Annotated in this window: 8 protein-coding genes; 6 read left to right on the top strand and 2 right to left on the bottom strand. The window is 35.2% G+C overall.

The features are described 5' to 3' along the window. Both ABJF52_RS06045 and ABJF52_RS06040 read left to right on the top strand, forming a co-directional pair. The coding region (locus ABJF52_RS06045; RefSeq protein WP_348147779.1) for an alpha amylase C-terminal domain-containing protein at window positions 1-735 on the top strand (735 nt) is incomplete at its 5' end. Window positions 736-885: 150 nt separating this feature from the next. Then, window positions 886-3294, top strand: a complete 2409-nt coding sequence (locus ABJF52_RS06040; RefSeq protein WP_348147776.1) for a glycoside hydrolase family 31 protein — start codon at window positions 886-888, stop codon at window positions 3292-3294. A 499-nt stretch (window positions 3295-3793) separates the two neighbouring features. On the opposite strand, the gene ABJF52_RS06035 is transcribed toward ABJF52_RS06040, so the two are convergent. After that, complete coding sequence (locus tag ABJF52_RS06035; protein WP_348147774.1) at window positions 3794-5149, bottom strand: sugar porter family MFS transporter; 1356 nt, start codon at window positions 5147-5149, stop codon at window positions 3794-3796. 300 nt (window positions 5150-5449) lie between these two features. Further along, window positions 5450-6574 carry a glycosyltransferase N-terminal domain-containing protein gene (locus ABJF52_RS06030; protein WP_348147771.1) on the bottom strand — a complete coding sequence of 375 codons (1125 nt, stop codon included), beginning with the start codon at window positions 6572-6574 and terminating at the stop codon, window positions 5450-5452. 216 nt (window positions 6575-6790) lie between these two features. Between ABJF52_RS06030 and ABJF52_RS06025 the strand changes: the two genes are divergently transcribed. From ABJF52_RS06025 to ABJF52_RS06010, 4 genes are all read left to right on the top strand, one after another. Beyond that, complete coding sequence (locus ABJF52_RS06025) at window positions 6791-7948, top strand: DegT/DnrJ/EryC1/StrS family aminotransferase (protein WP_348147768.1); 1158 nt, start codon at window positions 6791-6793, stop codon at window positions 7946-7948. 81 nt (window positions 7949-8029) lie between these two features. Further along, entirely contained in the window at window positions 8030-9046 is a 1017-nt protein-coding gene (gene galE, locus ABJF52_RS06020; protein WP_348147765.1) for a UDP-glucose 4-epimerase GalE, read from the top strand. 225 nt (window positions 9047-9271) lie between these two features. After that, window positions 9272-12598: a transglutaminase family protein gene (locus tag ABJF52_RS06015; RefSeq protein ID WP_348147763.1), complete on the top strand. Its 3327-nt coding sequence runs from the start codon at window positions 9272-9274 to the stop codon at window positions 12596-12598. A 12-nt stretch (window positions 12599-12610) separates the two neighbouring features. Further along, on the top strand, window positions 12611-14248 hold a 1638-nt coding region (locus tag ABJF52_RS06010), incomplete at its 3' end, for a circularly permuted type 2 ATP-grasp protein (RefSeq protein ID WP_348147760.1).

Here is a 14248-nt window from a genome sequence, read left to right as displayed (position 1 = left end):
ATGGGGTGGATGCATGATACTTTAGAGTATTTTCAAAAAGAAGGTATTTATAGAAAGCATCACCAGAATGATATCACCTTTAGTATGACCTATGCTTTTTCGGAGAATTTTATGCTGCCATTATCTCATGATGAAGTTGTTTATGGTAAAAAATCCATCAAAGGGAGAATGACAGGTGATGAGTGGCAGCAATATGCAAATTTAAGACTCTTATATGGGTACATGTTTACCCATCCTGGCACAAATTTGCTGTTCATGGGTTCGGAATTTGGTCAAAGTGAAGAGTGGAATTTTCAAGGTAGTCTCGACTGGCATTTGTTGCAATACGATTTTCATAATGGCGTAAAAAATTATATTACCGATTTAAATACTTTTTATAAAAGTATGCCGGCTTTATATGAAAAGCAGTTTAGTAGTGAAGGCTTTGAATGGATAGACCATAGTGATGCGGAAAACTCAGTGTTATCTTATATAAGAAAGGGCCATGATGAAGAGAATGACCTTGTTGTTATTTGTAATATGACACCGGTAATTAGAGAGGGTTATAAAGTAGGACTACCAAGAAAAGGGAGTTTAGTGGAGATTTTTAACAGTGATTCAAAAAAATATGAGGGTAGCGGAGTTTCTAATAAAAAGGCAATTAAAATAAAAAAGTCAACATGGCACAATAAATTATATTCTGCAACGATTAATTTACCTCCATTAGGAGTGATTGTATTAAAATGGGGCTCTTAAATATTGTGATGTTTTCGTATTTATTCCCATAAATTTAATGTAATTGACAAGAATTTTGATAATAATCAGTAATTCGTGAAATGCATTGTTAAATCTTTTTATTCTTAACATAAATGATTTCATTTGTGTGTAACTAATTAAATATAAGCTATGATAACTAATACGGAACTGGAATATAAGGGCAACCTTTTTCCAGGAAAGATATCTACATATGAGAAAAATGTTGACACCTTAATATTTAAGGCAGATAATGATATTTTCTTACAAGTTAAAATTTTACGAGATGGTGTATTGCGCTTTAGGTACACTAGTCATCAAGATATAAGTAACGATTTTTCTTACGCCATTACTAAATACCATAGTGAAGGATATAATCTTTTAGAAATAGACGAAGACGACGAAAAATATACCATCACAACTGAAAAATTAATATGTGAAATTCACAAGGCAGATATGCGAAAGTCTATCTATGATGCTGAAGATAAAACATTACTTAGTGAAGATGAATTAGGTTTTCATTGGGAAGAAAGTTACGAGTTTGGTGGTAATGTTGTGAAAATGAGTAAGGTTAGTCAAGAAGGCGAAAGTTTTTACGGACTAGGGGATAAGCCTGTTCATTTGAATTTAAAAGGAAAACGCTTCGAAAACTGGGTGACAGATTCATATGCCTATTCTAAAGATACCGATCCTATTTACAAAACAATACCTTTTTATGTAGGCCTACATAAAACAAAAGCATATGGAATCTTCTTTGATAATACTTTCCGTTCTTTTTTTGATTTTTCAAATGAACGTAGAAATGTAACTAGCTTTTGGGCGCAAGGGGGTGAAATGAACTATTATTTCATCTATGGTCCTGATATGGCTGATGTAGTTGCTGATTATACAGATTTAACAGGTAAACCACATCATTTGCCACCGTTATGGGCCTTAGGTTATCACCAATGTAAATGGAGTTATTATCCAGAATCTAAAGTTAAAGAAATAACAAATAAGTTTAGAGAATTACAGATTCCTTGTGATGCTATTTACCTCGATATTGATTATATGGAAGGTTTTAGGTGTTTTACATGGAATAAAGAATATTTTCCTGATCCAAAAAGAATGGTGAAGGAGTTAGAAGAAGATGGTTTTAAAACGGTAGTCATTATCGATCCGGGGATAAAAATTGATCCTGAAAATGATGTATTTCAAGAAGCTTTAGAAAAAGATTATTTCTGCAAAAGAGCAGATGGCCCATATATGAAGGGTAAAGTGTGGCCAGGGGAGTGTTATTTTCCAGATTTCACCAAGCCTGAAGTTAGAGATTGGTGGGCAGGATTGTATAAGGAGCTTATAGAAGATATTGGTGTGCGTGGTGTTTGGAATGATATGAACGAACCTGCAGTAATGGAAGTACCTAATAAGACCTTCCCCAATGATGTAAGACATGATTATGATGGAAACCCTTGTAGTCATAGAAAAGCACATAATATTTATGGTATGCAAATGGCGAGAGCCACATATCATGGATTAAAGAAGTTTATTTATCCTAAAAGACCATTTGTAATAACAAGAGCTGCTTATTCAGGTACACAAAGATATACCTCTTCTTGGACGGGTGATAATGTAGCGAATTGGGAGCACTTATGGATTGCAAATATTCAGGCACAACGTATGTGTATGTCTGGTTTTTCATTTATAGGCTCGGATATTGGTGGTTTTGCTGAGCAGCCTAATGGGGAATTATATGCGCGTTGGATTCAATTGGGTGTTTTTCACCCATTTTGTAGAACGCACTCTTCGGGTGATCATGGAGATCAAGAGCCGTGGGCCTTTGATGAAGGTATTACGGATGTTGTGCGGAAGTTTATTGAAATTAGATATCAATTATTGCCTTATTTATATAGTACTTTTTGGAAATATGCAAATGAAGGAATACCGATGTTGAAGTCATTGGTGATGATTGATCAAGCAGATCCGCAAACACATTATAGAACAGATGAATTTGTTGTCGGAGATCATATTTTGGTTTGTCCTGTAATTGAGCCCAACGCAAAAGGTCGTAGAATGTATGTGCCTAGGGGAAGATGGTATAATTTCTGGGATGATGCTGTAGTGCTAGGAGGTAAAGAACAATGGGTGGATGCCGATTTAGACTTTATGCCAATTTTTATTAGAGAAGGCGCAATAATACCAAAATATCCAGTTCAACAATATGTTGGTGAAAAGGAAATTACAGAGCTGGTATTAGATGTTTACTATAAAGAAGGAAAAGAAATGTCAATGGTTTACGAAGATGCCAATGATGGTTTTGAGTATGGCAATGGCGTTTATAGTGAACGAAACTTTAGTTTTACTGGTAGTGATAAGGAAATAATTATTCAACAATATAAAGCAGGTAAGTATATAACGCCTTACGAGACTTTTAAGATTAATTTACATGGCTTACCATTCAAAATCTCAAAATTAGTAATTGATAATGAAGAGATTTTGTTTAAAGATGTTAAGGTTGGTGATGATAATTCAATAATTGTTAAGAAGACCTTTGATGTTTTACATGTAATTGGGAAGAAATAATAATAAAATCTTGTAACAATTTTCTTTTTGACCAGTCTATTATAATAAGATGTCATTTTTGATATTTTGAATTGGTCAGTACACAGCCACCTGCAGATGTAGGTGGCTGTGTTTATTTAAATCAACGGTAAAAAAAGCCCCGACTTCAGTCAGGGCTATTTTTTTTGTCAAAATCAAATTTTTAATTATAAATAGGAATTAGATTCAATTTGGGAATTGAAATTTATTCTAATTAAAGAACTCCAACACTGACCAGTAGTAAACCTACTACGACAGAAAGTAAAGTGCCAACCAGAAAAAAGACCATAACTTTTAAAAATCCGTTTAAAAGACGGGTTCCAAATGTAATATCAGTTTCCATAAATCTACTATTTTAAATAAATATAATGAAAAAAAGTGTCTGTATTGCAGTGAGTTATGTTAATTCGACAACTTGCAATGAATTTATTTTATAAGTACGTTGTACTGCTAAAAAAAACGACAACTTGTTTTGACGATTTTAGCTCGCCTTTTTTTCTCCACTTAGTTTTTTGCTTAACTCTTCTAATGATACCCCTTTTGTCTCTGGCATCATAAAAATTACAAAAAGTAATTGTAAGACCATCATTAGTGCAAAAAAGATAAAAATTGGCCATGGGTTATCTTTGAAAATCCCGTTATCAGCATCTAAAAATATAGGTGTAATAAGTGTAATTAATGCAGCAAAAACCCAATGTGTTCCTGTGCCCCAAGATTGACCATAAGCTCTAACTTTATTTGGGAATATCTCCGATATAAAAACCCATATTACAGCACCTTGTCCTACAGCATGTGAAGCGATAAATATAAGCACAAAAGTTAATAATAATGTAGAGTTTGCACCTGAGTAAAAACACCATCCTACCATACTAAGGCTAATAATATAACCATAAGAGCCAATTTTTATTAATTGCCTTCTACCTAGTTTGTCTATTAGCCAAACACCAACAAAAGTGAATATTAAATTAACAATTCCAATAGCAATAGAACTAAATAAAGACTCTTGAGCTGCTAGCCCTGCGCGTTCTAATATTTCCGGAGCATAATATAAAATAAAATTGATACCAGATAGTTGATTAAAAAATGCGATTAAAAAAGCCAGTAAAAGTGGTTTGTTGTACTTGCCTGAGAATAATTTTTCCTTTACAGCAGTAACAGATATGTTTTCCTTTATTTCCAATAATTTTGATTGTGCTTGTTCTTCGTTGTATAATAATTTTAATGTTTTTAATGCTCCTGCATCATCTCCTTTTGTTATAGCTAACCATCTAGGGCTGTTCGGTATGCTAACCACCATTATGGTGTATAATAAAGCGGGTATTGCTTCTACACCTAGCATCCAGCGCCAATCGCTATCTCCACCAACACCTTGTAATAAGTAATTAGAGATAAATGCTATTAGAATACCTAAAACCAAATTAAACTGATAAAGCGCACCAAGCTTACCTCTGTTTTCTGGTGAGGAAATTTCAGAAATATAGATAGGAGCTGCTACTGAAGAGGCCCCTACACCTAATCCACCAATAAATCTAAAAAATGAAAACATATAGGGGTCGGTGGCTATACCTGAGCCAATGGCAGAAACAGCATAAAGAATACCAATCCAAAATAACGTCTTTTTCCTTCCAAAACGGTCGCAAGGAATACCTCCAAATAATGATCCAACAACTGTGCCCCATAGCGCCATTGACATTATAAAAGTACCATGAAACCATGGCGAAGTATCCCATAGTTCTTTTATAGGAAGGTTGGCTCCTGAAATTACTACGGTGTCAAATCCGAATAAAAATCCAGATAGAGCAGCAGTAAGCGAAATTCGAAAAAGTTTTGAGTTCATTAGGTTGGTTTTACGGTTTTCGTAAAACTAACAAAAAATAGACAAACTAATTTGTAGAAAATTCTAGTGTTGCCATGCTGGGTTTTAGAGAATCTGAGCGTTTGGGTCTTTTCTTTTTTAAAGAATTGATACTGTCAATTTCTCTATGTTTATTTTTGATTTTTTCAATTCCTTCATGTTTATCTATAGATTTTTGTTCTTTTTTTTCTTCATTATTGCTTTTGCAAGCACAGAATATGATGAATAGACAAAATAACGGTAGAAGAGATTTAGAAAAGTTCATTACGTAAAAAATGTAGGTTAGAGTAATGTACGTATGTAAGCAGTTATTTGGACGCTAGCCCCTTTGTTTTTTGTTAGGTAGGCATCGTTAATAGCTCCTGTTTCTTTTAATAATGTTTGTGGGTTTTGGTCTAAAAAAGCACTTAACAAATTATCGAATTCTGTGTAATTGCTAATTGTGTGAATTCCTTTTAGTGCTACCATATCTTCAGCTTCTTTAAACCCATCGAAATTCGGACCAATTATAACTGGTATGCCAAATACAGCTGGTTCTAAAGTGTTATGTAATCCTGTGGCAAATCCTCCTCCAACATATGCAAGGTCTGCGTAGCTGTATATTTGTGTTAATAATCCAATATTATCTATAATTAAAACTTCAAAACTATTTATGGAAGATAAATCACCTTCGGAGTAGAGTAGAACCTTTTTATTTATCGCATCCTTAAGTTTTATTATTTGATCTTTCTTTATATTATGCGGAGCTATAATCCATTTTAATAACCTATTTGAGTTATTTATTGCCGCAACAATTATTTTTTCATCTTCTGGCCAAGAGCTTCCAACAACCAAGCAAGTTTGGTTTTGTTTAAAAGAAGCAATCAATTCGTTGTGATTGTCACGCTTTAAAATTTGCGCAACACGGTCAAATCTTGTGTCACCACTAACCGTAGTATTGTTAAGGTTTATGGTAGCTAATAAGGTTTTGGAATTTTCATCTTGTACAAAAATATGATCAAAAGTATTTAGAGATTTTCTCATAAAACTGCCATAACTCTTGAAATATATCTGATTTTTCTTAAATATAGCTGAAACTAAAATTGATGGAATCTTTCTTTTTTGTAATTCATTAAGGAAATTTGGCCAAATTTCATATTTAATAAAAATGGCCAATTCTGGATTTACCTTAGCCAAGAATTTACGAGCATTTTTTATAGTGTCTAAAGGCATGTAGCACACTATGTCAGCTGACTTGGTATTCTTTTTTACTTCATAACCTGAAGGGGAGAAAAAAGTTACTACAATTTTTTTGAAAGGGTATTGAGTTTTTATATTTTCTATAATTGGTAAGCCTTGTTCAAACTCTCCTAAGGATGAAACATGAAACCATATAATTTTATCGTTGCCACTAATTTTATCATCCAAAAGGTCAAACGTGTTTTTTCGACCTTGAACAAAGAGTTTTATTTTATGATTAAACAGTGCAATTATTTGCAAAAGCAACCAAGAAATTCGAACAAAAAAGTTGTAGATGAAGTGCAATTTTGAATACTTTAATGCGAAAATACTTTTTCTTTTCTAAACGCATCTAAAATCATACAAACGCATTTTGTATTTTTGTGTAACTTATAAATATCCTTCGTGAAAAAAATACAAATGGTCGATCTTAAAGGCCAGTATCAAGAGATAAAAGAGCAAGTGAATTCCGGAATTACTTCGGTTTTAGACAATTCAGCATATATTAATGGGCCCGAGGTTCATGCTTTTCAGGCTGAATTGGAAAAGTATCTTGGTGTTAATCATGTAATTCCTTGTGCTAATGGCACCGATGCTCTGCAGATAGCCATGATGGGACTAGGTCTTAAACCAGGTGATGAAGTGATAACCGCAGATTTTACTTTTGCAGCAACTGTCGAGGTTATTGCTGTTTTGCAGCTAACACCTGTATTAGTAGATGTCGATCCAGATACTTTTAATATTAATATTGAAGCTATAGAACGTGCTATTACGCCGAAAACAAAGGCAATAGTACCCGTACATCTTTTTGGACAATGTGCGAATATGGATGCTGTGCTTGAAATTGCAGAAAAAAATAAGCTGTTTGTAATTGAGGATAATGCTCAGGCAATTGGTGCTAGTCATACGTTTGAAGATGGTAGCCAGAAAAAAGCAGGTACAATGGGCCATGTTGGTTCAACATCTTTTTTTCCATCTAAGAATTTAGGTTGCTATGGAGATGGAGGTGCAATTTTTACTAACGATGATGATTTAGCACATACGATTAGAGGAATTGTTAATCATGGAATGTACCGAAGATACTATCATGATGTTGTAGGAGTGAATTCGCGATTAGATTCAATACAAGCTGTAGTTTTAAGGGCGAAGTTGCCATTACTTGATTTGTATTGTGAGAAAAGAAGAGCTGCTGCTAGAAAATATTCAAAGGCTTTTGAAGGTCAAGAGCATATAGTTGTTCCCAAAATGATTGACGAAAGTTCGGAAGATAATCAAAATTATGCCTGTCATGTGTTTCATCAGTATACATTGAAAATTACAAATGGAAAGCGAGATGAACTGGCGGCTTATCTGCAGTCAAAAGAAATTCCCCATGGGGTGTATTATCCAGTGCCTTTGCATTTACAGGAGGCGTATAAAGATGTACGTTACAAAGAAGAAGATTTTCCGACAACCAATCAATTGGTAAAGGAGGTGATATCGCTTCCTATGCATACGGAATTGGATGATGAACAGATAAACTATATTACAGAAACGGTTATCGGTTTTGTTAATGGAAAGTGATATATAGTTTTATTTTTGCTTTTCGTTTAAAAAAGGATAACATCAGACTCCAGTAAGGCTGGGTAGAAAAAAGACTTTTTCATGAAAATATTAGTTACAGGTGGTTTAGGATTTATTGGTTCGCATACGGTTGTAGAATTGCAGAATGAAGGTTTTGAAGTTGTAATAATTGATGACTGTTCAAATTCTACAGAAAAAGTACTCGATGGTATTGTGGCGATTTCTGGTAAAAGGCCACTGTTTGAGAAATTAGATTTGAAGGAACGCGATAAAGTTGAAAATTTCTTCAAAAAACATGACGATATTGAAGGTGTTATACATTTTGCGGCTTCAAAGGCAGTAGGTGAGAGTGTAGAAAAACCATTGTTGTATTACGAGAACAATATTGGAACTTTGGTTTATATTTTGAAAGAGCTTTCCCTGAAGGCTAAATCAAGTTTTATTTTTAGCTCTTCTTGTACTGTTTACGGACAGGCAGATAAAATGCCTATAACGGAGGACGCACCAGTAAAAATTGCAGAATCACCTTATGGTAATACAAAACAAATGGGTGAGGAAATAATTGCAGATACCTGTAATGTAACTCCAGGATTAAGTGCAATTGCCTTAAGATATTTTAACCCTATGGGTGCTCATCCAAGTGTTGAAATAGGGGAGTTGCCAGTAGGTGTGCCTCAAAATTTAGTACCCTTTATTACACAAACAGCGGTCGGTTTACGTGAAGAATTATCTGTATTTGGAGATGATTATCCAACAGAAGATGGAACATGTGTTCGTGATTATATACATGTTGTGGATTTGGCTAAAGCACATGTGGTGGCATTAAAAAGATTGTTAAAAGGTAAAAATGATTCTAACTACGAAGTGTTTAATGTTGGAACTGGCACAGGAAGTACAGTTTTAGAGGTGATTAAGAGCTTTGAAAAAGTTTCTGGTCAGAAATTAAATTACAAAATCGTTGATAGAAGAGCGGGCGATATAACTACAGCTTATGCAGATACGACAAAAGCGAATACTGTTTTAGGTTGGAAAGCAGAATCAAGCTTGGATCAGGCTATGAAGTCAGCATGGGATTGGGAGCAAAAAATTAGAAAGTAGTTTTCTGAAGAGGTTTCGAAGAGGTTTACTAAATTTATTTAGAAATAAGTGCAATCTTGATTATTATCAAAAATTGTAATTAATTTCTGTTTTAAATTATCAATCTAGCAAAAAGTAACACTTATATTTTTTTAAAGAATAAAAGTTCTACTATGTTTACTGTAATCAATAGTTTTTGCTAGAATTAGTGCTTATCTTAGAAATTCTTCAAAACTTCAATCACGTATGGCATTAAAAGTAGCAATTGCTCATAAAACGGTTTATAAATATGATCGTAGGGTGAATCTTTCGCCTCATATTTTTAGGTTAAGACCTGCACCACACAGTAGAACGCCAATTGAGGCGTACTCGATTAAAATAAAGCCTGAAAATCATTTTTTTAATTGGCAACAAGATCCATTTGGTAATTATTTAGCACGAATAGTTTTTCCGGATAAAACTGAAGAGCTTTCAGTTGAGGTGGAAATAATAGCGGATTTAAAAACGATTAACCCTTTTGATTTTTTTGTTGAAGAAGCTTTTGAGAATTTTCCATCCTCATATTCCGAAGATCTTAAAAAAGAATTGTTGCCTTATTTAGAAATCACAGAAAAAGGCCCGTTGCTACAAGAGTGGCTAGATCAAATTGATCTTACACCTATACGTACCATTGACTTTCTTACAGGTTTAAATCAAAAGCTTTATGAGTATTTAAATTATACAATCCGTATGGAACCCGGTGTGCAAAATTGCGAGCAGACTTTAGGGAATAAATTAGGTTCATGTAGAGATTTTGCATGGTTAATGGTGCAAACACTTCGACATTTAGGTCTGGCAGCGCGTTTTGTTTCCGGTTATTTAGTGCAATTAAAGTCCGATGAAAAATCACTAGATGGTCCATCTGGTCCAGAAGAAGATTTTACTGATTTACATGCCTGGGCAGAAGTGTATTTGCCTGGTGCGGGATGGATAGGGTTAGATGCTACTTCCGGACTACTTGCCGGAGAGGGTCATATTCCATTGGCTTGCACACCTTCTTTTGAGAGTGCAGCGCCCGTATATGGATTGACGGATCCCTGTGAAACAGTGTTTGAGTTTGATAATTCGGTAACCCGAATTTTTGAATCTCCAAGGGTGACAAAGCCGTATAACGAAGATCAATGGAATGCGATTTATAATTTAGGTTTTACGGTTGAAGATGAACTGCAACAAAATGATGTTCGTTTAACAATGGGTGGTGAGCCTACTTTTGTTTCAGTTGATGACATGGAAGGTGAGGAGTGGAACACCGCTGCCGATGGCGAACATAAAAGAGAATTAGCAAGTTCATTATCGTTAAGGTTGCTTGATGTTTTTGGAAAAGGTGGAATGCTTCATCATGCCCAGGGTAAATGGTATCCTGGAGAGCCCTTACCACGTTGGTTGATCGGTATACATTGGCGTAAAGATGGTAGTTCAATATGGAAAGACCCGAAACTATTGGCGTCTTTTACCGAAACCTATAAATTACCGAAAGATATTACGAGTACTTTTTTAAAAACCTTGACAAAATATTTGGTTTGCGATAGCAATAGTATTGTTCCAGCTTTTGAAGATGCTTTCTATTTTTTATGGGAAGAGGGAAAGCTTCCTGTAGATGTTGAACCAAAAGATTACGATAAAAAGGATACAGCCTTAAGACGTAAATTAGGCGAAGTATTAGAACAGGGAATTGGCAAAGCTGTTGGTCATGTTTTTCCTTTAGCAAAGAAAGATGAAAAGTGGATTACAAACCCATGGGAATTTCGAGGTAAGCATTTATATTTAACACCTGGTAATTCTCCTGTAGGGCTTCGTTTACCATTAGAATCCTTGCCAAAAGAGCCAGAAGTTCCTTCGGAACCAACTGCAGAGCCTGAGTTGTTTGAGGCTAAACCACCTTTAGGTGATTATGGGTCGGATTTGGAGAAAAGATTAGCTGTTAATACTGCTACTACAAAAAATACTAAACAGCCATTTGTTCGCACAGCAATATGTGCTGAAGTGCGTGATGATAAGTTGTTTTTATTTTTACCTCCTTTAGATACAGCGGAAGACTTTTTAGATTTAGTAGCTAGTATTGAGGCGACAGCGAAAGAATTAAATGTACCTGTAATTATGGAGGGTTACGACCCGCCTCGTGATAACCGTCTTGAAGTTTTAAAAATTACTCCGGATCCAGGGGTAATCGAGGTAAATGTGCACCCGGCTAAAAACTGGAAGGAGCTTACAGATAATACACTAAAGTTGTATGAAGAAGCTAAGAAATCGCGATTAGGTACAGAAAAATTTATGCTTGATGGTAAACATACAGGAACCGGTGGAGGTAATCATGTGACATTGGGTGGAGTTACTCCTGCAGATAGTCCATTGCTTAGAAATCCTCAATTACTTAGAAGTTTACTTACATTTTGGCAGCATCATCCTGGACTTTCATACCTTTTCTCCGGGGCATTTATTGGTCCCACAAGTCAGGCTCCAAGAGTTGATGAAGCCAGACTAGAAAATTTATATGAATTGGAAATTGCGTTTTCGCAGATTCCTGACGACGAAGAAGTGCCTTTTTGGTTAACTGATCGTTTGTTTAGACATTTATTGACAGATATAACCGGAAATACGCACCGGGCCGAGTTTTGTATCGATAAATTATATTCTCCAGACTCATCTACCGGTAGATTGGGTATTTTAGAATTACGAGCTTTTGATATGCCACCGCATGCACAAATGAGCTTGATGCAAATGCTATTGGTGCGAACGTTAGTTTCATGGTTTTGGAAGAAACCTTATAAACATGATTTGGTACGTTGGGGTACGGAGTTGCACGATAAATTCTTGTTAGAGCATTATGTAAAAGAAGATATTCGAGATATAGTCGAACAATTAAATGATGCCGGATATCCTTTTAAATTAGATTGGTTTGATCCATTTTTTGAATTTCGTTTTCCTTTGTATGGAATGGTTGAAATAAATTCGATGCAAATTGAATTACGTATGGCGATAGAACCATGGAATGTATTGGGTGAAGAAATGTCTGGTAGAGGAACAGCGCGTTATGTTGATTCGTCCTTAGAAAGGGTGCAAATAAAAGTAAGAAATTTCACAGATGAACGTTATAGTCTAACATGTAATGGGGTTAAAATTGAATTAAGCCCAACAGGGACTAAAGGCGAGTATGTAGCAGGTGTTCGTTATAAAGCATGGGAGCCTTGGTCTGCTTTGCATCCAACTATCGGTGTAGATGTGCCTTTAGTTTTTGATATTGTAGATATGTGGAATAAAAAATCTATTGGAGGTTGTACGTATTTTGTGGCTCACCCTGGTGGACGCTCTTATGATACGTATCCTGTAAATAGTTATGAGGCAGAATCTAGAAGAATAAATCGTTTTTGGGATTTTGGTCACACGCAAGGAGAGGTAACTCCTATGGAAATGGCTCCTGATACAAATTTTACGAGTAGAATGGTTGAACCTAAGAATGCTTCTAATACATTTGTGTACAAAGAGGTGCCTATAAATCCTGAATATCCACATGTGTTGGATTTGAGAAAAAAGTAATCAATAAGTTTTATGCCGATAACTAGTACTCGTTGGTTAAGTAATTATAATACTGCATTTAAAAATGATGAGATGTTTACACCGGACAATGGTGTGAAATCGTATTGGAATAAATTACTTAAAGAATTTGATGGAATTGGTGTTGAGGGTTTAATAGCGCGCCAGAAAGATATAGATTGGTTGCTTTCTGAAAATGGCGTTACCTATAATGTGTACAACGACCCTAATGGTATGCATCGCCCGTGGAATTTAAATGTTGTGCCTTTTTTACTGCAGCAAAGTGAATGGCTAACGGTTGAAGCTGGTTTAAAACAAAGGGCAGAGTTGTTAAATCTTGTTTTAAAAGATATTTATGGTGAACGAAATCTAATTAAAAATGGAATTGTACCACATGAGGTAATATATGGGCATCGAGGTTTTTTAAGGCAATGTGCAGGTATTGAATACACAACAGAAAAATTTCTTTCTATCTATGCTGCTGATTTGTCTCGAGGTACTGATGGTAGACTTTGGGTTGTGAATGATCGGTCGGAGGCTCCATCTGGAATGGGTTATGCTTTAGAAAATAGATCTACAACAAGTAGAACGCTTCCAGAGATGTTTGGTAAAATGAATGTAAAGCGTCTATCTGGGTTCTTTGAAGATTTAAACCAGATGTTAATTGATGCTTGTCCCACAAAAAAGGAAAACCCAAACATTGTTATTTTGACACCGGGTTCACATAATGAAACTTATTTTGAGCATGCCTATTTATCCTCTTTTTTAGGATATCCGCTTGTACAAGGAAATGATTTAGTAGTTCGGGATGGTTTTCTTTGGATGAAGTCATTACAAGGTCTTAAGCAAATTGATGTGGTTTTGCGCCGAGTAGATGATGCTTTTGCTGACCCATTAGAATTGCGTGAAGATTCTCATTTAGGTGTAGCAGGTTTGTTGGATGTTGTTCGTAGGAAAAACGTTTCAATTATTAATCCAGTAGGGAGTGGAGTAATAGAAAACCCTGGCTTAATTCCTTTTATGCCAGCAATTGCAAAATACTTTTTTAATCAAGAATTAATTCTACCGCAAATAGCATCATGGTGGTGTGGTCAAGAACAAGAAAAGAAATATGTATTAGATAACCTTTCGCAATTGGTTGTCAAAAGAATTGATCGTACCAATAGAGAAAGTATTCATTTTGCCGAATTTATGGATTCGGAAGAATTGAATGTGCTTAAAGAAGAAATTGAGACGACACCATACCGATATGTAGCGCAAGAAAAAATAAGTTTTTCAACTGCACCAAATTTGGTAGGTGCTTCCATAGAATCAAGAAATTTGGTTACTCGTGCTTTTTGTATTGCAGCAAAGGATGATTATAGCGTTATGCCAGGAGGTTTGGTTCGTGTAGCCCCAGATGGAGAAACAGTTCGGGTGTCCAACCAGCGTGGAGGTACAAGTAAAGATTTTTGGATTATTGATGATACCCCTAATCGGGAAATTAATAATAGGCAGTGGCAAAAAAAGAGTTCAGTTGCTATTTCGGGTTTAAATGATTTACCAAGCCTTACCGCAGAAAATTTGTATTGGGCTGGGAGATATGTTGGTCGTACTTTGGTTAATGCAAGGTTTTTGAGAATGGTTATGAGGCAGATGGCCTTGGAACAAAAT

This window comes from Aurantibacter sp. (genome assembly GCF_039941195.1).
Lineage (GTDB): Bacteria > Bacteroidota > Bacteroidia > Flavobacteriales > Flavobacteriaceae > Aurantibacter_A.
The sequence above is the reverse complement of the archived record's forward strand: the minus strand, read 5'-3'. Positions and strand labels throughout refer to the sequence as shown.

What these genes read in the sequence shown, in the direction of transcription:
- ABJF52_RS06040 (WP_348147776.1), top strand. Translation starts at nt 886, where the DNA reads ATGATAACTAATACGGAACTGGAATATAAGGGCAACCTTTTTCCAGGA.
- ABJF52_RS06035 (WP_348147774.1), bottom strand. Translation starts at nt 5,149, where the DNA reads ATGAACTCAAAACTTTTTCGAATTTCGCTTACTGCTGCTCTATCTGGA.
- galE (WP_348147765.1), top strand. Translation starts at nt 8,030, where the DNA reads ATGAAAATATTAGTTACAGGTGGTTTAGGATTTATTGGTTCGCATACG.
- ABJF52_RS06015 (WP_348147763.1), top strand. Translation starts at nt 9,272, where the DNA reads ATGGCATTAAAAGTAGCAATTGCTCATAAAACGGTTTATAAATATGAT.